Source organism: Streptomyces sp. LARHCF249, from assembly GCF_052871255.1.
In genome coordinates this window covers 39904-57755 of the sequence record NZ_JBIXJQ010000004.1, presented here as the reverse complement: position 1 = coordinate 57755, position 17852 = coordinate 39904, and the positions used below count along the sequence as shown (strand labels likewise).

The window sequence follows — 17852 nt, the reverse complement described above, 5'->3', positions numbered from 1 at the left end:
TTGCGGCACGCCTAGCCCGGTGCGGCGGACGATGGGCGGATGGCAGACACCTTCACCAGCCGGACCATCGACGTCGTCACCGGCGGCTCGGAGACCGTCCACGACCTGACCACGGCGTGTGCGGAGTTCCTGCGGACTGCCGCCCGCGGCCGGGACGGGCTGCTCAACGTGTTCACCCCGCACGCGACGGCGGGCCTGGCCGTCATCGAGACGGGCGCGGGCAGCGACGAGGACCTCCTGGAAGCCCTGCGCACGCTGCTGCCCGCGGACGACCGCTGGCGGCACCGCCACGGCTCCCCCGGGCACGGCCGCGACCACGTGCTGCCCGCGTTCGTCCCACCGCACATGACCCTGCCCGTGCTCGGCGGCGCGCTCGCGCTGGGCACCTGGCAGTCGGTGGTCCTGGTCGACACCAACCGGGACAACCCCCAGCGACAGGTGCGGTTGTCGTTCCTCGGGTGACCTGTCAGACCCATGAGTCAGGATCCTGTTCATGTCCCCACGATCCGACATGGCCCTCGAGCTCCACCTCGACGAGATCCTCTCCGCCGCAACGGCGGAGACCGTGAAGAGCGCGGTCACGGCCGCCCTGCGTCACGTACGGTCCGGCACCGGCGGAAAGCGCAGGGGAGGAAAGCAACTGACGGAACTTCTCGTCCGGGCGCGGAGCTCGGCGGCGAGAGCGGAGGAATGGGAGGTCGTAAGGTCCCTGCAAGACGCCCTCCACTACACGGAAGGGCGGCTCCTCAGGCCCGATTACGAGGAGAAGTACCGGTTGCACTATGTGGATCCCGGCCCGCGGGACAAGCTGGGGCTGGATTCCATCGCGAGGACCGTGGCCATGACCAACGAGTTCTGGTGCCGGGAAGCCGAGAAGTATCTGAGTGAGCATCCTGAAGCCGTTGTTGCGGACGTTCTGGAGCACGTGCGCAAGCTGGGCCGGGATGCCCGGTTCATGCAGGCTCCCGTGGAAGACCCGGCGCGTTACCACATCCCTCGCGGGATCGCCGAGCGTGCGCTGTGGACGGAACGCGTGCTGAGGAACCGAGTCGAGGTGACGGATCCAGCGGAGGCTGCCCACCGCATCATGGCGTCTCCGGAGGCCCTCTCCGTCCTTGCGGCGGACGAAGACGGACGAACGATCCTGCGTGCAGCAGAACTACAGCGTCGAGCTGCCCATCTCCGGGAGCTGCGCCGGGTGGCCGAAGACCCGACCGCTTCCGAACATGCTGTGCAGCGGGCGTTGAAGGGGATGTACTGGGTCTTCGGCGGACGCTTCATCGGTGAGGCACAGCAGCGGAGGCTGGTACCCGGGGACGAGGTTGACATCCCGCTGATCCGTGGCGACGGCTCGCTTCAGATAGTTGAGCTGAAACAATCCGCGGCGGTGAAGCTCGTCAAGGAGCACCGGGGCTCCTTGGTGCCCAGGAGAGCGGTGCACGACGCCGTGGGTCAAGCCATCAACTACCTGGTCGGCTTGGACGAGAATCGAGAACGGATATCCGTGGAGTTCGGCATCGACACCCGCCGCGCCGGCGCGATCGTCCTCATCGGGCATCCGCTGAGCCAGCCAGAAGTCGACGAACGGGACATCAACGAGACTCTGCGCATTCACACCTCGCACCTGAACCGGATCGAGATCCTCACCTACAAGGAGCTCATCGACAGTGCGGAAAGAGCCCTCGCGTCAGGTGAAGTGATGTAGCCGGAGCCCCGAGGCGGCAGCGCCGCGGGGGTCGGCGTTAATGCGGGGCGCGGCACGGTGGCGGGCGTCTATCCTGCCCGCCATGATCGACTGGAACAGCATCGAAGCGGCCGGCTGCGCCGTACCCGAGGACCACCCCGTGGAAGAACTGGTACGGGGGCTCTCTCACGCCTTGGCGGATCCCGATCCGCTCATCCGGGACGGAGCGGCCTACTCGGTCCTCTCGACCTGGATAGCCGGCGGGGTGATCGACGCGCCCCGGCGGCTGGCGCTGGGGGACGAGATGGCCGCCCGCTTCCTCGACCGGGAGATCCAGGCCCGCACCTTCGCCCCTCTCGTGCTCGACATGCTCGTGTGCAAGGGGGACTTCAGGGCCGACTGGGTGAGCGCGTTCGAGCGGTGGTACCCGGAGGAGGAGGACCTGCGGGGCTACGACGCGGAGCTCGGCTGGCTCCACGCGGTCGCGCACGGCGCCGACCTGCTGGGCAGCTTCGGCTGTCACCCCGAGGTGGCTCCGGCGCGGATGCTGGACCTCGCCGCCGCGCGGCTGACGGCGCCCACCGTTCACGTATGGGGGCAGCTGGAGGACGACCGACTGGCGAAGGCGGTCGCCCGTGTCCTCACCCGGTCCGACGTGAGCGAGCGCGACGCCACCGCGTGGCTGGACCCGGTCGCCGCCCGCTTCGCCGCCGATCGCACCGCGGTCCCGGTTCCCGCAGCCCTCGGCAACTGCCTGCGCACGCTGCGCATGCTCTACGTCTTTGCCGACCGGGGCGTGCGGACGAGCCCCGGGGCGGCACCGGTAGCCCTGCACCACCACGAGGCCGTCAAGGTTCGCCTCGGCGAGGCCCTCGATCGGATCGTCGAGCGGTGATGGCGGCGAGCGGCTATGAGTGAAGCCTCAACCATCTTCCAGCCCGGGCCAGTTGGCCGGATCCGAAGATGACTGCCGCTGTGTGCCCGTGGCATGATCGACCTTCACGTTACTTGCGGGTAACGGCTCCCTCCTCCCCCACACGAAGGTCCCACCCACGTGCGCACGCTCGCCAGACGCCTCCTGCTCCCCGGCCTGACCGCCCTCGCGCTCGCCACCACCGGCTGCTCCTCGCCGGCCCACACCGGCGCGGCCGCGCCGGGAGCGGCCGCCGGCACCGCGTCCGCGGCCGACGGCACGCGGCAGCTCGACGTGGCCGCCGCACCGCAGGGATCGGCCGCGCCGACGGCCGTGGCCCGCGCCGGCGGCGGCAAGGGCCGGCCCGAGAAGTCCTCGCTGCAGGTGGCCTCGTACGACAAGGCGAGCGGACGGGCCGTCATATCCGCTCCGGCCCCCGACCCCGCCCCGAAGCGGAGCGCCTCGCCCAGCCACTCCCCCGCACCCGACAAGCCGGTGGCGGCGGGCGACGTCATCGCCAGCGCACCGGCGCCCGGCGCCCCCAACGGCCTGCTCGCGAAGGTCACCGAGGTCGTCGGGAAGACCGACCGCGGCACCGAGGTGAAGACCGCCGCCACGACCCTGGCCTCCGTGCTCGACGACGACAAGGCCGACGGGAAGGTCCCGGTCGATCCCGCCTCGGTCACCGTCGAACCGCTGATGAAGGGCGTCACCCTCTCCTGGGCGAAGAGCCAGGGCGTACGGTTCGGGCCCCAGGGCGCGACGCTGCCCCTCGGCAGCCTGCGGCTCGACGTGAACGCCGCCGTGGACACCGCCAAGGACGCCCCCGCCTCGGCCGGCGCCTCGGTGTCCGGGTTCGTCCAGCTCTCCCCCCAGGTGGAGTTCTCGTACGACGGCAGCTCGGGCGGTTTCGGACCGAAGTCCGCCTTCCTCGGCATGAGCGGTGAGTGGTCCTCGCAGTGGGCCCTCAAGGGCCGCGCCGCCGCGAGCACCGGCGACGCGCCCAAGCGGATCCCGTTCGCCAGGCTGCACAGCACCCCCGTCATCCAGGTGGGCCCGGTGCCGGTCGTCGTCAACCTCGACCTGACCTGCTACGTCCAGGTGGAGGCGGACGGCCGCGTCACCCTCGAGGTCCAGCAGGAGGTCAAGGGCGACTTCCGTGTCGGCGGCAGCTACGCGTCGGGCCAGGGCTGGACCCCGGTCAGCACATCGGCCGTGCAGAGCTCCCCGGTGAAGGCCGCCGTGACCGCAGCCGGACGCGTCAAGGGCGCGCTCGGCGCCGAGGCTTCCGTCGGCCTGTACGGGGCCGTGGGCGTCAGCGCCGACTTCGCCCCGTACCTGCGCGGCGAGGCCGACGCCAAGGCGACCGCGTCCACCGACGGGAAGAACGCGGTGAGCGGCTCCTGGGCGCTGTACGGCGGCTTCGACCTGAGCGGACAACTCCACTTCGAGCTGTCCCTGTTCGGCACCCCCGTCATCCAGCACCGCATCCCGCTGGGCACCCTCAACCGCGAGTGGCCGCTCGCGAGCGGTCGCGCCGGGCAGTAGCGGCCGGCTGCACCAATGGGGCGGCTTGCCCGGCGCGTAGCCCGGTCGCGCGCACAGCGACGCACTACTGTCCGTTTCATTGCAGAATCGGACGATTTTGGAGATGTACGGTGCGTCGTCTCACTGTTGCCCTCACCCTGCTCGCCACCCTCGGCGCCGGCTCCTTCCTGGGTCCACAGGCCGTCTCGGCCGACCAGGAGGGGCCCGGCCGGGGTACGAACATCCTCGTCGTCGGCATCGACAGCCGCGCCGGCCTCTCCGCCGCCGAGAAACGCCGGCTGCACGTCGGCGGCAAGGGGTGCAACTGCACCGACGTGATGATGCTCGTGCACCTGTCGGAGGACCAGCGCCGCGCGAGCGTCGTGTCCATCCCGCGCGACTCCTACGTCCCGTACGCCGGCGCCGCCGGCGACACGGCCCCCGCCCGCTGGGGCAAGATCAACGGCGCGTACGCGATCGGCGGCGGCCCCCTGACGGTGCGCACCGTCGAGAACGTGACCGGCCTGCACATCGACCACTACCTGGAGACCGGCTTCACCGGCTTCGAACAGGCGGTCAACAACCTCGGCGGCGCCACCGTCTGCACGGACCAGCCCCTCAAGGACGAGAACTCCGGCCTCGACGTCGCCGCGGGCGTCCACCACACCGACGGCAACGGCACGCTGCGCTACGTCCGGGCCCGCCACGTCAACCAGCGGCCCGGGGACCTCGGCCGCGTCCGCCGCCAGCAGCGCGTGGTCAACGACCTGCTGGCCCGCCTCACGGCCGAGGGCGCCCTGGACGGTCCGGTGAACACCGCGCGCACCGCCCGGGCCCTGCTGAAGTCCGTACGGGCCGACGAACGCACCGGTCTGGTCGACCTGGTCCGGATCGGCTGGGCGCTCGGCCGGCTGCGCCCGGACCGCACCGAGTTCGCGACCGTTCCGATCCGGCTCTTCGACCACCGGGTGCCCGGGGTGGGCTCCACACTGCTGTGGGACGAGCCCCGGTCCGCGGCGCTGTGGGACGCCCTCGGCGCCGACCGCCCCATCACCGGCGACACCCGCATCCAGCCCGTCCCGCAGACCCCGGTCGCGAGCAACCCCGCGGCCATCGCGGTCCGCGTGGACGACGAAACCGTGGCCGCGGCCCTCCGCGCGACGGGCTTCGCCGCCACCAGCAGCCAGTCCGCACCGTCGACGCGTCCCGACGGTCCGCCGGTCATCACCTATCCGGCCGGACGGGACGAGGACGCCGCGACCCTCGCGGCCGCCCTGCCCGGCGCCCTGCTGCGGCCCGGACCGAAGGAGGACAAGGTCTTCGACGTCGCCGTCGGCACCCGGCCCGTCCAGGTCAAGACGGTCACCTACGACCGCAACGTCGTCGACGGCGCCCCCGTCACCGCCGACCGCCTCCGCTGCGCCGGCGCATCCGCCACGCCCCTCACACGCTGACCGCGATCTTTCCCCGTACCTGACCCGACTTCAAGCGGCGTACCGCCTCGGGGACTTCGGCCAGGGGATACGTACGGTCGATGGCCGGGGTGAGCGCGCCGGACTCGATGAGCTCCCCGAGGGCGCGCAGGTCCTCGGGCTTCGGGGTGGAGGCCAGTACGCGCACCCGTTGGCGGATGAAGGGAGACAGCAGCAGGGCCCCCAGCGCGCGGTGGTAGCCGCCGAGCCAGCGGCCGTCGGTCTCGCCGCCGACCATGACCAGGGTTCCGCCGGGGGTGAGCACCCGGCGGAGCCGGCTCAGGGGATGGTTGCCCGCGATGTCGAGGACGAGGTCGTAGCGCCGGCCGCCGTCCGTGGGATCCTCGCGGGCGTAGTCGAGGACCTCGTCGGCACCGAGGTCGCGGACCAGGTCCGCCTTGGAGGCGCTGCAGACCCCGGTGACGTGAGCGGCCCCCTGGGCCTTGGCCAGTTGGACGGCGTAGGTCCCCACCCCGCCCGAGGCGCCGATCACCAGGACCCGCCCGCCGGGCTGGAGCCGGCCCGCGTGCAGGGCCTGGAGGGCGGTGGACCCGGAGATCGTGACGACGGCCGCCTGTTCGGGCGTCAGCCGGCCGGGGCGGGGAGCCAGCTCGTCCTCCTTGGCGCACGCGTACTCCGCGAAGGAGCCGGTGCAGGTGCCGTACACCTCGTCGCCGGGCCGCAGGCGGGTGACGTCCGGGCCGACGGCTTCCACGCGGCCCGCGACGTCCATGCCGGGGACCCGCTGCTTGGGTGCCCGCAGGCCGAAGCCCGCCACGCGGATCGCCATGGGCATGCCCGCCGTCAGGTGCCAGACGCCCATGTCGACACCGGCCGCCTGCACGCGCAGGAGCACCTCGCCGCGGCCGGGCACGGGCTGGGCTATCTCGTCGAGGTGGAGGACCTCGGGTGGTCCGTAGACGTCCTGGACGATGGCTCTCATGAACTGCCTCCCTCTGTACCGGTGTTGTCCGAGCTGCCCGGATGGGCGGAATACTGGAAGACGCTGTCCAGGGGGACGCCGAACACCTGGGCGATCTGGAAGGCCATCTCCAGGGACGGCGAGTAGCGGCCCTGTTCGATGGCGATGACGGTCTGCCGGCTCACGCCGATGCGGCGGGCGAGCTCGGCCTGGGTCATCTCGCCGTGGGCGAAGCGCTGGGCCCGGATGGTGTTGGTGACCCGCGTCGCCTTCACCACGGGTGGAATCCGAACCGGTAGGAGATCACCTTGACCGCCGAGCCGAGCACCGAGGACAGGACGAACGCCAGGTAGATGGCGTTGGCGATCCAGAACGGAGCGGCCCCGGCCATGGCCAGGACCAGGCCGGCCACCGCGCCGATCACGACCAGCGACTGCCCGACGTACTCACCGAAGCGGTGGATCTCGCGGTCCCGCTGGTCCTTGATGTTCGCCTCGCGCGGCGAGAACGCGGCGATCACGATGTGTGCCGCGATCGACACGGCGATCGACAGGCCCACCGCCCACAACAGGGCTTCCACGTAAGGCGCCCGGGTCAGCGGCACCGCCGCCGGGCGCCCCAACACCACCCACAGGTACGCGGCGTACGACCCGACCGCGATCACGAGCATGCTCCAGGCACGCTTCTCCTCCACTGCCACGTCCGCTCCCACTCCCCATGTCAAGAAAACCCGACATCCGGAGTGTCAAACAACCGCGACAACATGTCAAGCATTCTTTACTTCGCCGCACGGCCGCGAGATGCCCGGCCACTAATCTGTGGGGCATGACGATGCACAAGACCACCCAGGTGAACGTGGACGCGATGATCGAGGACCTCAGGGCACTCGTCGAAACCGAGTCGCCCTCGCGCGATCTCGACGCGTTGGCGGCCTCGGCCAAGGTGGTCGCCGCGGTCATCGAGAGCCGCCTCGGCGGGCGGGCCGTCCTCGTCGAGAGCGAGGCCGGGCCGCATGTCCACTGGTCGGGCGGCGGCGACCCCAGGGTGCTGATCCTCGGTCACCACGACACGGTGTTCCCGCTCGGCACCCTGGAGCGCCGCCCGTTCCGGGTCGCCGACGGGCATGTGACCGGCCCCGGGGTGTTCGACATGCTCGGCGGTCTGGTCCAGGCCGTCCACGGCCTGGCGAGCCTCGAGGACCGCTCGGGCGTCGAGATCCTGATCACCGCGGACGAGGAGGTCGGCTCGCACTCCTCTCGAGCCCTCATCGAGGAACGGGCCCTCGCCTGCGGCGCGGTACTCGTGTTCGAGGGCGCCGCTGACGGCGGAGCCCTGAAGACCGGCCGCAAGGGCTGCGGCACGTTCCGGGTCTCCATCGCCGGCCGCGCCTCGCACGCGGGCCTCGAGCCGGCGGCCGGGGTCAACGCCCTGATCGAAGCGGCTCACCAGGTGCTGGACATCACGGCGCTCGGCCGGCCCGAGATCGGCACGACCGTCACCCCCACCGTCGCCTCCGCCGGAACCCTGGACAACGTCGTGCCCGCCGAGGCGACCGTCGTCGTCGACGTCCGGGTCGAGTCGGCCGGCGAGAAGGAGCGCATCGAATCCGCTTTCGCGGCACTGGCTCCGCACCTCGACGGGGCGCGGATCGCGGTCACCGGAGCCGTCGGCCGGCCCCCGATGCCCGAGTCGGCGGCGGCCGGACTCTTCGCCGTGGCCCAGCGGCTGCTTCCCGGCCTCGAAGGCAAGGCAGTCGGCGGCGGAAGCGACGGCAACTTCACCGCCGCCCTGGGGGTGCCCACCCTCGACGGCCTCGGAGCGGTCGGGGGCGGCGCCCACGCCGACCACGAGTACCTGGTGATCGAGGCGATGGCCGAGCGGGCGCAGCTTGTCGCGGGGCTGGTGACGGAGATTCAGCACCGGTAAGTCGACGCCCGCCTCGGCGTGTTGCCCGTGGGACGCATCAGGTAGATTTCTAGAAACTGATTCCATTTCCTAGCGGGGGCGGGGCTGACGTGCTGGAGCTGACGGGGAGCGGGGCCGAACCGCTGGAGGCGGAGGATCCGCGCCGGATCGGCCCGATCGCGCTGGCGGGCCGGCTCGGGGCCGGCGGCATGGGACGGGTGTACCTCGGGGTCCACGAGGGCCGGTACGTCGCCGTCAAGCAGCTGCTGGCCTCCGTGGTCGGCGAGGACGAGGACTTCCTGCGCCGTTTCGGGCACGAGTTGGACAACCTCGCCCGGCTGCCCGCCGAGGCCACCGCGCCGCTGCTCGCCAGCGACCGCAGCGCAAGGCCCCCGTGGTTCGCCACCGCGTACATCCCCGGGCTCACCCTGCGGGAGGCCATCGCCCTGCACGGCGGTCCGCTGCCCGCGGACGCCCTGTGGCTGCTGCTGCGGGAGGCGGCGACGGGCCTGGCGGCGGTGCACGCGCTGGACATGGTGCACCGGGACCTCAAGCCGTCCAACGTCATGCTGACCCTCGGCGGCCTCACCCTCATCGACTTCGGCGTCGCCCGGGCCGCCGAACAGAGCCAGCTGACCCGGACCGGCATGGTCGTGGGCACGCCCGCCTACATGGCACCCGAACAGGCCACCGGCAGAAGGCAGTTGAGCGGCGCCACCGACGTGTTCGCGCTGGGCTCGGTCCTCGCGTACGCGGCGTGCGGCCAGCCGCCGTTCGGCGACGAGTCGGGGCACGGAGTGCTGTACCGCATCGTCCACGAGGCGCCCGACCTGGAGCCGCTGCGGGAGCTGGAGCCGGAACTCGCCGAACTCGTCGCGTCCTGCCTCGACAAGGACCCCGAGGGCCGGCCCACCGCAGCCGAACTCCTCGAACGCGCCACCCGGCACGGCCCGGCCGGAGCCCCGCGGTGGCCCACGGGCATCACGGAGCGCCTGGCCGAGCGGGCCGCCTTCGCCGCACACGTGAAGGACGTCGACGTACCGACGGTCCCGCTCGCCGGCGGTACTCCAGAAGCGGAATCGGAACCGGAATCGAAGCCGGGGAAGCCCGCCCCGGAAGCGGGGAAGGAACCGGAGCAGGCCTCGGAGAAGAGCCCCGCCCCGCAGCCCGCATCCGGGACCGCATCGCGTCCGGGACGGCCCGAGCGGCCGGAGCGGCCCGAACGCCGCCGCCGCACCCGTGTCCTGCTCGCCGTCTTCCCCGTCGTCGTGGTCGCGGGCGGTACGACCCTCGCCATCCAGCACCTGCCGTACGGCTCCGCGCCGCAGACCGGCGCACAGGGAACTCCGAGCACACCGGTCTCGGCGCCGGCGGATCCGACGGCGCCGACGGCCGGCGGCAGCCCGTCCGCTCCTGCTCCCGCGCAGTCGCCTGGCCAGGAGACGGCCGGAGCGGACGGCAAGGACCCGGGACAGGGCGGGACGGCCGGCGCCCCGGTCCCGGTCGCCGGGGGCGCCGGGACCGGAACAGGAACAGGAACCGGAGCAGGCCCCGGCAGCGGGAACGCCGGCGGCGGTACACAGCCCGGATCGGGCGGCTCCGGAAGCACCGCGAACGTGGGCGGCGCCGGCAGTCCGCGGCCTTCCGGCGGCGGTACCACCGCGGCCCCCTCGGCCCCGGCACCCCCGGATTCCGGCACCTACCGGTACCGCAACGGCAACAACGGCAGGTGCATCACGCAGGTCTACGGCTCTTCGGACCACGGTGACTGCTCGGACTCGACCGCCCGGTGGACCGTGCAGAGCAGGTCCGACGGCAGCTTCAAGCTCGTAAACAAGCAGACGGGCGGGTGTCTGTACGCCAACATGCTCGGCCAGGCCGTCTTCGTGGGCGACTGCTCGGGCTCCAGCGTGCTGTGGCGTACGGGTTCGGACGGCAGCCTGCGGAACGCCTCCAACGGCGGCTGCCTCGACCTGGGCATGAGCGCCGGCCTGGTGGCGAACACCTGCGGCGGGCAGGCCTCCCAGCGCTGGACGAAGCAGGCCTAGGCCGTCCACGGACGGCCCCCGTCGCACGGGGGCCGTCCGTACGCTCGTTACGGCGCCATCTCGTACGCCCCGGCCAGGGCCTCCACCCGCGCCCAGACCCGCGCCGAGCGGTCGGCGTCGACGACCGGGCGGCGGACCGCTCCGAGAGCCCAGGTCTGCTGGTCCGCGGTGGCCGAGTCCTTGCCGTGCAGCTCGACCGCGTGCGCGGAGAAGTCGCGCACGAGGACACCGAACAGCTCGTCGAGCACGTCCTCGTCCAGTCCGGTCAGGCGGGCCTGCTCCAGGATCAGCTGGCCGTGCACGACCAGCGCGAACAGCTGGCCCACGGCCAGGAGGAGGTCGAGGTCGCGGCTCTGCTCCTCGTCGGGGGCGGCGGTCGTGACGAACGCGCACAGGGCGTCGGCCTGCTCGCGGAAGCGGGCGACGTTGGGCACGGCCGCGTACGCGTCGTAGGCGGTGCGCCAGTCGTGGAAGCGTACGGAGCCCAGGCCGCGGGCCGGGCCCTGGCGGAAGAGGAACGCGTCGTCGGCCGCGTCGAGGCGGGTCGGGACGGGGGCGTACTCGACCGGTTCCAGCAGGTGGTTGCGCATGAACTTGAGGATCAGCGCGAGGTTGACGTGGACCGTGCCCTCCAGCTTGGGCAGGCCGCGGATCTCGACGGCCGCCTGGGCGAAGTAGGTGTCCTTCTCGAAGCCCTTGGCCGCGATGACGTCCCACATCAGGTCGATGACCTTCTCGCCCTCGGTGGTCACCTTCATCTTGGTCATCGGGTTGAACAGCAGGTAGCGGCGGTCGTCGGGGCCGGCGGAGCGGAAGTAGTCGACGGCGCGGTCGCTGAACAGCTTCATCCCGACGAGGCGGACGTACGCGTCGGTGAGCTCGCGGCGCACGTGCGGGAAGGCGGTGACGGGGCGCCCGTAGAGGATGCGGCCCTGCGCGTGGGTGACGGCCTCGTACATCGCGTGCTCGCAGATGCCGATCGAAGCGGTGCAGAGGTTGAACTTGCCGACGTTGACGGTGTTGAGGGCGGCGTCGAAGGCGGCGCGGCCGGTGTGCAGGACGTCTTCGGCGCGGACCGGGTAGTCCTCGAGCCGGAACTCGCTGACGTACTTGGAGGAGTCGACGACGTTCTTCACGAGGTGGTAAGCCGGGTGGCGGCTGTCGGCGGCGAAGAAGACGTAGCCGTCGGGGCCCTCGATGTCGGTGCGGCGGCCGAAGACGGAGACGAGGCCGGCGGCGTTGCCGTTGCCGATGTAGTACTTGGAGCCGGTGGCGCGGAAACCGCCGGCGCCGGCATCGTCACCGTCGACGGACGGCTCCAGCAGCATGTCGGTGGAGTAGATGTCGGCGCCGTGGGTCTTCTCGGACAGGCCGAAGGCGAACACCTCGCCCTCGCCGAGGAGCTGCGCCGCGCGGCCGCGGGCCTCGGCGTTGTCGCTCTGCCAGACCGGGCCGAGGCCGAGGATCGTGACCTGCCACGCGTACCAGTAGTCCAGGCCGTAGAAGCCGAAGATCTCGTTGAGGGCGGCGATCCGTGCCGTGTCCCAGCGCTTGTCCGGCTCCCCCTCGCCGGCGGCGGGGGCCGGGGTCAGGAAGGTCGCGAAGAGCCCCTCCTTCGCGGAGAACGCGAGGAAGTCCGCCAGCCAGGCACGGGAGCGGTAGTCCTCGATCAGCCTGCGCTTGCCGCGGTCCTCGAACCAGTCGACGGTGGCGCGCAGCAGCCTGCGGGTCTCGGGGTCGAAGTGCGCCGGGTCGTAGGTGCGCGGGTTGAAGAGCAGCGGGTCGGTCATGGAGTGTCCGTCTTTCGGGTCGAGGGGTCGAAGGGTGGGGGAGGCGGAGCGGCGGGGCGCGGGTCAGCGCCCGGCGAGGCGCCGGAGCGTGGCGAGTACGTCCTCGAGCCAGGCGATGGTCATCCGCTCGTAGGCGATGCCGCCGCGGAGCACGACGTGCTGGAGTTCCCGCCCGGCGTCGGCCGGCGCGGGTGCGTCCGGGCCGGTGAAGTCGCGCAGCTCCCCCGCGAGGTAGCGCGTGAGCCGGTCGGTGTGCGCGCCGTGGTGGCGCTCGACCTCGGCGATCAGGGCCGCCGGGTCGTCGAAGGCCGCGCCGCGGATCTTCACGGCGAGCTCGTGCCGGACGCTCTCGAGCTGGATCGGCTCGTGGAGCCATGCGGACAGGGCGGCCCGGCCGGCCGCGGCGACCGAGTACTCCTTCTTGTCCGGCCTGGCCTCCTGCGGCACGTCGCGGACGTCGATCCAGCCGTCGCCCTCCATGCGCCCCAGCACGCGGTAGATCTGCTGGTGGGTGGCGGTCCAGAAGTAGCCGATGGACCGCTCGAACCGGCGCGCCAGCTCATAGCCGGAGCCCGGCTTCTCCAGCAGGGAGACGAGGATCGCGTGCTCGAGTGCCATGCCCCGATCTTTCTATGCAACTCGTTGCATAGACAAGCGCCTCCGCTCCGGTGAGACGCGGCTCACCCGCCCGCCCCGCTCACTGCTGTTCCGGGGGCTTGCCCTCCGCCGCGGACACCTCGACGAACTCGGCCTGGCCCTTGGCGTTGAGCCGCAGGATGGGGACGGCCTTGTTCCGGGGGTTGCCGTTGTTCTGGAAGGAGATGAAGCCGCTGGCTCCGGCCACCTGCTGGCTGCCGTCCATCTGGTGGAACATGCGGGCCACGGCGTCGCCGACGACCTTGCCCTGCCAGCGGGCGGCCATCTGGATGCCGTGGGCCGCCGTGAGGACGGCGTCGTGGCCCATCAGGGCCCCGCCGTCGTGCCGGGGGTCGTGGGGGAACCACTGGTCGAGCAGCCCGCCCGGCTGGAAGTTCTTCGCCGACGGGGCGGACACCGACTGCGGCGCCGTGCGGTGCATGTCGGGGTGGGAGAGGCCGGTGTAGAGGACCTCGACGCCCGTCTCGGCGGCGTGGGCGAGCTGCTCGGCGGTCAGGTTGGTCGTGTCGTCGCCGGCGAAGACGGTGAACTTCTGGTCGGTGCAGCTGCGGTTGGACAGGGCGTCGAGGAAGTGGGTGAGGTGGCGGCCCCGGCCCGCGAAGTAGACGAGCTGCGGGCGCTGCAGGCACAGCTGCCCGGGCATGTAGCGCAGTTCGTTCTGCCAGGCGCTGCTCACGGAGGAGTCGTAGGTCATGCGTTCGGCGACCAGCTTGTGCTTGTCTCCCTCCTGGAAGGCCTGGGTGAAGGCGGTGCCGAGGGTGGAGGCGTACAGGTTTCCCTTGGCCACGTCCTGGATGACGACGGCGGTACCGACGCCCCGCCGCTTGAGGAAGCCGGCGGCCGCGTACGCCTCGTCCTCGTTGGTGGGGGCGACCCGCACGAAGCCGTTGATGCCCTGGATGTTCGTGGCGGTCATGGTGGCGCCGACCATGGCGATGCCGTGCTCGGAGAGACGCCGTATGGCCGCGAGGTTCTCGTCCGTACTGGGGCCCAGCCCGGCCACGGCGACCAGTCGGTCCGGGGAGTCCTTGCGGGCGATCAGCTCGTCGACGGTGTGCTGCCAGTGCGCCGATCTGCTGCCGGCGTTCGCGATCAGCAGCCGGATCTTGGGCGTGGCGGACAGGTCGCCGCGGTTGTGCCGGTACTGGGCGAGGTAGGCGCCCTGCAGTTCGTGCCGCACGCCTTCCGCGGAGTTGCTGTCCTCGGTGGTCACGGTGAAGGACGTCATGTACGCGACGCTGACGTAGGGCTCCTTGTCCGCGTTGTCGAGGACGCGGGCGTTCTCCTCGAGGATCTTCTTGCGGACGTCGTCGAGGTGCGGGGCGAACGCGTAGGCGCCGTCGGTCACCCCGACGCATTCGTCGTCCGGGCCCTGTTCGACCACTCCGTCGGCGCATCTGGCCTGTCGTTCCTGGATCCAGCCGACGCCCAGCCAGCCGGCCGCCGCCAGCGCGACGGCGACGGCGGTGGCCAGGGCGACGCGGCGCACGATGTGCAGCGGCCATTCGAGTCTGGCCACGGGCTCAGCCCTCTCCGCCGGCCGTCTGGGGATCGCGCCAGTGACGGTGCCGCTCCGCCTCGTTGAACAGGGCCACGATGTCGTTCCTCCGCAGTTGTGACAGCTGGGTGTAGCCGTCGGCGATCATGTCGTTGAGTCGCATGGCCGGGTCGGCGAGCGGATCGCTCCACACCCAGCGGGTGGTGACGAGCGTGTGGATCACGGACTCGACGTCCCTCACGCGCTCGGGGCGGGCCGGGCCCAGTCCGGCGAGGAGTTCCACCGGGCCGCGGTCCGTCGGGAGGCGGTTGGGGGCCGCGGTGATCGCGTTGAACTCGGCGATCCACTGGGCGGCCGGCACCTCGGTGAAGCGCCGTGTCAGATGGGCGGTGACCTCGTCGGTCCGCCCGGCGGCGAGCTGGTGGTACATCTCCTGCACCGGCTTGCCCTCACCGCGGTAGAACTCCGCCAGGAGTTCGTGCGCGGCGTCCCACGCGTCGGGGCGCCCGGCCAGCCGCCACAGCAGCAGGCGGCGCAGCCACGGGTGGAGTACGGGGACGACGGTGAGCGGTCCGGACAGCAGCCAGCGCGACCGGATCTCGCCGAACAGGGCGTCGCCCGGGCTGAGCAGCCGGGTGCCGACGGAGAAGTCGCGGGCTGCGGCGCATTCGGCGAGGGTCACGCGTTCGGCGTCGTCGAAGTCGCGCAGAAGGTGGCCGAGGGCGGTGTCCGCGAGGGTGGCGGTGTGTTCGCCGCTGCGCAGCTGCCGGTCGGGGAGGGTGCGCAGCCAGCGGTCCTGCTGGGGCCCGGAGTCCGGGGGCGGCCCGGACTGGCGCAGTACGTCGAGCACTTGGTGGACGGCGCGCGGCAGGCCGCCGGTGAGCCGGTGCACGAAGGGGGTGAGGCGGGTCAGCGGGGCGAGGTCGCTGTGTCCGCCGAGCTGGAGCTCTATGCGGATGCGCACCTCGTCCAGGTTGAGGTCGCGCAGGCGTAACGGGTACCACCAGGTGTCCTCGCTGTCCCGGGTCGGCCGGTGGGTGTTCCAGTCGGACAGGGAGGCCCGGTCGGGGCCGCGGAGCTGCCAGGGCCAGGAGTCCCCGGTGGCCGGGCCCCAGCGGGGCAGCCAGCGGTTGGAGCTGGCGACGACGGTCAGGGGGTCGCTGTCGTGGCCGGCCACGACCGTCTCGTCGTGCCGGGCGCGCACCAGGAGGTCGAGGAAGCGGCGGCCGTACGCGGTGTGGGAGTTGTCGAGGAGCAGCAGGTAGGAGCGGGGCATGAAGTTGCGGGCGGTGTTGCGTCTGAGGTCTTCCAGGAACGCCGAGAAGAGGACGAGGTCGAGGCGCTCCTGCTCGTTCTCGTCTCCCTCGTGGCGCCACAGGTTGAGCTCGACGAGGGCCTCCATGGGGTCCCCGCTGCGGGTCATGGGGTGGCGGCCGTACCACTGGGCGCCCGAGGTGAGCCGGTTGCCGACCCTGCCGCCGAGCAGGGTCGGCATGCTGCGGCGGCTGCGGCGCAGGGCGTCCTGGAAGAGGGCGAGGGCGGCGGTGGAGGCGCCTTCGGGCATGCCGACGGCGCCCATGCCCACTTCGAAGAAGGCGGCCAGGTAGTCACCGTGCCGGGCTTCGTTCTCCTCCTGGAACCGGTCGAGCTGCCGCTGTACGGCGCGCCGGCCCTCGGCGAGGCTGCGCATCCTCAGCTCCTGGTCGGACGCGAGCAGGCCGAGGCTGAGGAGCGGGAAGTGGGAGCGGCCGTAGCGGGGCAGCTTGCGTTCGAGCTGGCGGGCGAGCAGGCCTAGGGCGTAGCGCGGCAGGAGTGACTGCGCTCCGCCGAAGTTGACGAAGGCGAAGGGGTATTGGGGCCCGAAGTGCTCCATGAGGGCGCTGTGCGCCTCGCTGGCGCCGCTGCCGGGTGGGCCGAGCAGCATGGTGAGGGGCCGCTCGGCTGCGGGGCTTTCCTTCAGGCAGGCGTCGACCAGCGACAGGATGCCGCTGCGGCCGCGCAGGCCCATGCCCGTACCCGACTCCCTCACGTGTGTACCCCCCCGGGTGCGCTTTCGAGGACACGAGAGTGCCATCCGAAACCCATCGCTGCCATAGCCCGTATCGCCCGGATTCGCCGGGTCGCCCGTACGCGTGAAGCCGGGTGCGGGCGGGCGGCGGCGTGCAAGCACGCCAGCGGCGCCCGCACCGGGTGCGGGCGCCGCCGGAAGAGCCGGGGCGGGAGGTCAGCCGCGGACGATGTTCTCCGCCTGCGGGCCCTTCTGGCCCTGCGTGACGTCGAACGACACCGTCTCGCCCTCGGTCAGCTCGCGGTACCCGTTGCCGGAGATGTTGGAGTAGTGGGCGAAAACATCCGGTCCGCCTCCGTCCTGGGCGATGAAGCCGAAGCCCTTCTCGGAGTTGAACCACTTCACGGTGCCGCTGGCCATACTCATCCCTCTGCTCAATTCAGCGCGTGGCCCGGGTCCGGGCCACCGCGGCGCCCGGTCACAGGCGCCTGAGCCACTTCTCCCCCGGTGTCCCCACCCCTACACCTGCGAGCGGCGACCGGATAACAGCATGAACGCCGACGGGTGGAGCGAAGTTCACTCGCCGGGCCCGCCGTCGGCCGATTTGCCGGGTTCGGGGCCTTCGTGGGCGGCGGGTGCCGGGGCCGCCGCCGGGTCGAGGATCCGGTTGAGGAAGTTCCGGGTCCGCTCGTGCAGCGGACGGGCGACCACCTGCGCAGCGGGCCCCTGCTCGACGATCACTCCGCCGTCCATGAACACGACGCGGTCCGCGACCTCGCGGGCGAAGCTCATCTCGTGGGTGACGACCATCATCGTCATGCCCTCGCCCGCCAGCACCCGCATCACCGACAGCACTTCGCCGACGAGTTCCGGGTCGAGCGCCGAGGTCGGCTCGTCGAAGAGCATCACCTCGGGCCCCATCGACAGGGCCCGGGCGATCGCCACCCGCTGCTGCTGGCCACCGGACAGCTGCGCCGGAAAGGCGTCCGCCTTGTCGGCGAGGCCCACGCGCTCGAGGTTCTCCCGGGCGATGGCGGCCGCCTGTGCCTTGTCCCTGCCGAGCACCCGGCGCTGCGGCAGCGTGAGGTTCTCGGTGACGCTGATGTGCGGGAACAGGTTGAACTGCTGGAAGACCATGCCGATGCGGCGGCGCACGGCGTCGATGTCGACGTCGAGGTCGGTGACCTCGGTGCCGCCGACGAAGACCTGGCCCTCGTTCGGCTCCTCCAGGAGGTTCACGCAGCGCAGGAGCGTCGACTTCCCGGAGCCGGACGGCCCGATGACGCACACCACCTCGCCGCGGGCGACGTCCAGGTCGATGCCGCGCAGGACGTGGTTGTCGCCGAAGGACTTGTGCAGGCCCCGGATCTCGATCTCCGGGCGGTCCGTGGTCATCGTGTCCACCGTTCCCGTCTTGGGTCTCATCTC

General features: G+C 71.7%; 16 protein-coding genes. 7 read left to right on the top strand and 9 right to left on the bottom strand.

Annotated features, from left to right (window positions below; genetic code table 11):
• Nucleotides 1–39 precede the first annotated feature (39 nt).
• The 5 genes from ACIPUC_RS12030 (at nt 40) to ACIPUC_RS12010 (ending at nt 5578) form a co-directional block, all read left to right on the top strand.
• Nucleotides 40–462: a YjbQ family protein gene (locus ACIPUC_RS12030; protein WP_446589018.1), complete on the top strand. Its 423-nt coding sequence runs from the start codon at nt 40–42 to the stop codon at nt 460–462.
• 49 nt (nt 463–511) lie between these two features.
• Nucleotides 512–1705 carry a Shedu anti-phage system protein SduA domain-containing protein gene (locus ACIPUC_RS12025; protein WP_446589017.1) on the top strand — a complete coding sequence of 398 codons (1194 nt, stop codon included), beginning with the start codon at nt 512–514 and terminating at the stop codon, nt 1703–1705.
• Between the two features lie 82 nt (nt 1706–1787).
• Complete coding sequence (locus ACIPUC_RS12020; RefSeq protein WP_446589016.1) at nt 1788–2579, top strand: DUF2785 domain-containing protein; 792 nt, start codon at nt 1788–1790, stop codon at nt 2577–2579.
• A 159-nt stretch (nt 2580–2738) separates the two neighbouring features.
• Nucleotides 2739–4145: a hypothetical protein gene (locus ACIPUC_RS12015; protein ID WP_446589015.1), complete on the top strand. Its 1407-nt coding sequence runs from the start codon at nt 2739–2741 to the stop codon at nt 4143–4145.
• Nucleotides 4146–4255: 110 nt separating this feature from the next.
• Complete coding sequence (locus ACIPUC_RS12010; protein ID WP_446589014.1) at nt 4256–5578, top strand: LCP family protein; 1323 nt, start codon at nt 4256–4258, stop codon at nt 5576–5578.
• On the opposite strand, the gene ACIPUC_RS12005 is transcribed toward ACIPUC_RS12010, so the two are convergent.
• From ACIPUC_RS12005 to ACIPUC_RS11995, 3 genes are read right to left on the bottom strand one after another with little or no spacing between them, the layout of a single operon-like run.
• Complete coding sequence (locus ACIPUC_RS12005) at nt 5568–6539, bottom strand: NAD(P)-dependent alcohol dehydrogenase (protein ID WP_446589013.1); 972 nt, start codon at nt 6537–6539, stop codon at nt 5568–5570. The genes ACIPUC_RS12010 and ACIPUC_RS12005 overlap by 11 nt on opposite strands.
• Complete coding sequence (locus tag ACIPUC_RS12000) at nt 6536–6796, bottom strand: helix-turn-helix transcriptional regulator (protein WP_446589012.1); 261 nt, start codon at nt 6794–6796, stop codon at nt 6536–6538. The genes ACIPUC_RS12005 and ACIPUC_RS12000 overlap by 4 nt, the downstream gene beginning before the upstream one ends.
• Nucleotides 6790–7218 carry a hypothetical protein gene (locus ACIPUC_RS11995; protein ID WP_446589011.1) on the bottom strand — a complete coding sequence of 143 codons (429 nt, stop codon included), beginning with the start codon at nt 7216–7218 and terminating at the stop codon, nt 6790–6792. Before ACIPUC_RS11995 ends, ACIPUC_RS12000 begins: the two co-directional genes overlap by 7 nt.
• A 125-nt stretch (nt 7219–7343) precedes the next feature.
• On the opposite strand from ACIPUC_RS11995, the gene ACIPUC_RS11990 reads away from it, so the two are divergent.
• Nucleotides 7344–8444, top strand: a complete 1101-nt coding sequence (locus tag ACIPUC_RS11990) for a M20 family metallopeptidase (RefSeq protein WP_446589010.1) — start codon at nt 7344–7346, stop codon at nt 8442–8444.
• A gap of 89 nt (nt 8445–8533) precedes the next feature.
• On the top strand, nt 8534–10471 hold the full coding sequence (locus tag ACIPUC_RS11985) for a protein kinase domain-containing protein (protein WP_446589009.1): 1938 nt from the start codon (nt 8534–8536) through the stop codon (nt 10469–10471).
• Nucleotides 10472–10518: 47 nt separating this feature from the next.
• Here the strand turns inward: ACIPUC_RS11985 and ACIPUC_RS11980 are convergent, their stop codons facing one another.
• The 6 genes from ACIPUC_RS11980 to ACIPUC_RS11955 form a co-directional block, all read right to left on the bottom strand.
• Complete coding sequence (locus ACIPUC_RS11980; RefSeq protein ID WP_446589008.1) at nt 10519–12261, bottom strand: acyl-CoA dehydrogenase family protein; 1743 nt, start codon at nt 12259–12261, stop codon at nt 10519–10521.
• Nucleotides 12262–12324: 63 nt separating this feature from the next.
• Complete coding sequence (locus ACIPUC_RS11975; protein WP_446589007.1) at nt 12325–12879, bottom strand: PadR family transcriptional regulator; 555 nt, start codon at nt 12877–12879, stop codon at nt 12325–12327.
• Nucleotides 12880–12958: 79 nt separating this feature from the next.
• The gene (locus ACIPUC_RS11970; protein WP_446589006.1) at nt 12959–14437 is read right to left on the bottom strand and encodes a branched-chain amino acid ABC transporter substrate-binding protein; all 1479 of its coding nucleotides are present in this window, start codon (nt 14435–14437) and stop codon (nt 12959–12961) included.
• 4 nt (nt 14438–14441) lie between these two features.
• On the bottom strand, nt 14442–16445 hold the full coding sequence (locus tag ACIPUC_RS11965) for a hypothetical protein (RefSeq protein ID WP_446589005.1): 2004 nt from the start codon (nt 16443–16445) through the stop codon (nt 14442–14444).
• Between the two features lie 195 nt (nt 16446–16640).
• On the bottom strand, nt 16641–16844 hold the full coding sequence (locus ACIPUC_RS11960) for a cold-shock protein (RefSeq protein ID WP_073907826.1): 204 nt from the start codon (nt 16842–16844) through the stop codon (nt 16641–16643).
• A gap of 156 nt (nt 16845–17000) precedes the next feature.
• Entirely contained in the window at nt 17001–17849 is an 849-nt protein-coding gene (locus ACIPUC_RS11955; RefSeq protein ID WP_446589004.1) for an amino acid ABC transporter ATP-binding protein, read from the bottom strand.
• Between the last annotated feature and the right edge of the window lie 3 nt (nt 17850–17852).

Excerpts from the sequence above, each read along its gene's own strand:
- ACIPUC_RS12030 (WP_446589018.1), top strand. The coding sequence starts at position 40 with ATGGCAGACACCTTCACCAGCCGGACCATCGACGTCGTCACCGGCGGC.
- ACIPUC_RS12025 (WP_446589017.1), top strand. The coding sequence starts at position 512 with ATGGCCCTCGAGCTCCACCTCGACGAGATCCTCTCCGCCGCAACGGCG.
- ACIPUC_RS12020 (WP_446589016.1), top strand. The coding sequence starts at position 1,788 with ATGATCGACTGGAACAGCATCGAAGCGGCCGGCTGCGCCGTACCCGAG.
- ACIPUC_RS12005 (WP_446589013.1), bottom strand. The coding sequence starts at position 6,539 with ATGAGAGCCATCGTCCAGGACGTCTACGGACCACCCGAGGTCCTCCAC.
- ACIPUC_RS11990 (WP_446589010.1), top strand. The coding sequence starts at position 7,344 with ATGACGATGCACAAGACCACCCAGGTGAACGTGGACGCGATGATCGAG.
- ACIPUC_RS11980 (WP_446589008.1), bottom strand. The coding sequence starts at position 12,261 with ATGACCGACCCGCTGCTCTTCAACCCGCGCACCTACGACCCGGCGCAC.
- ACIPUC_RS11975 (WP_446589007.1), bottom strand. The coding sequence starts at position 12,879 with ATGGCACTCGAGCACGCGATCCTCGTCTCCCTGCTGGAGAAGCCGGGC.
- ACIPUC_RS11960 (WP_073907826.1), bottom strand. The coding sequence starts at position 16,844 with ATGGCCAGCGGCACCGTGAAGTGGTTCAACTCCGAGAAGGGCTTCGGC.
- ACIPUC_RS11955 (WP_446589004.1), bottom strand. The coding sequence starts at position 17,849 with ATGAGACCCAAGACGGGAACGGTGGACACGATGACCACGGACCGCCCG.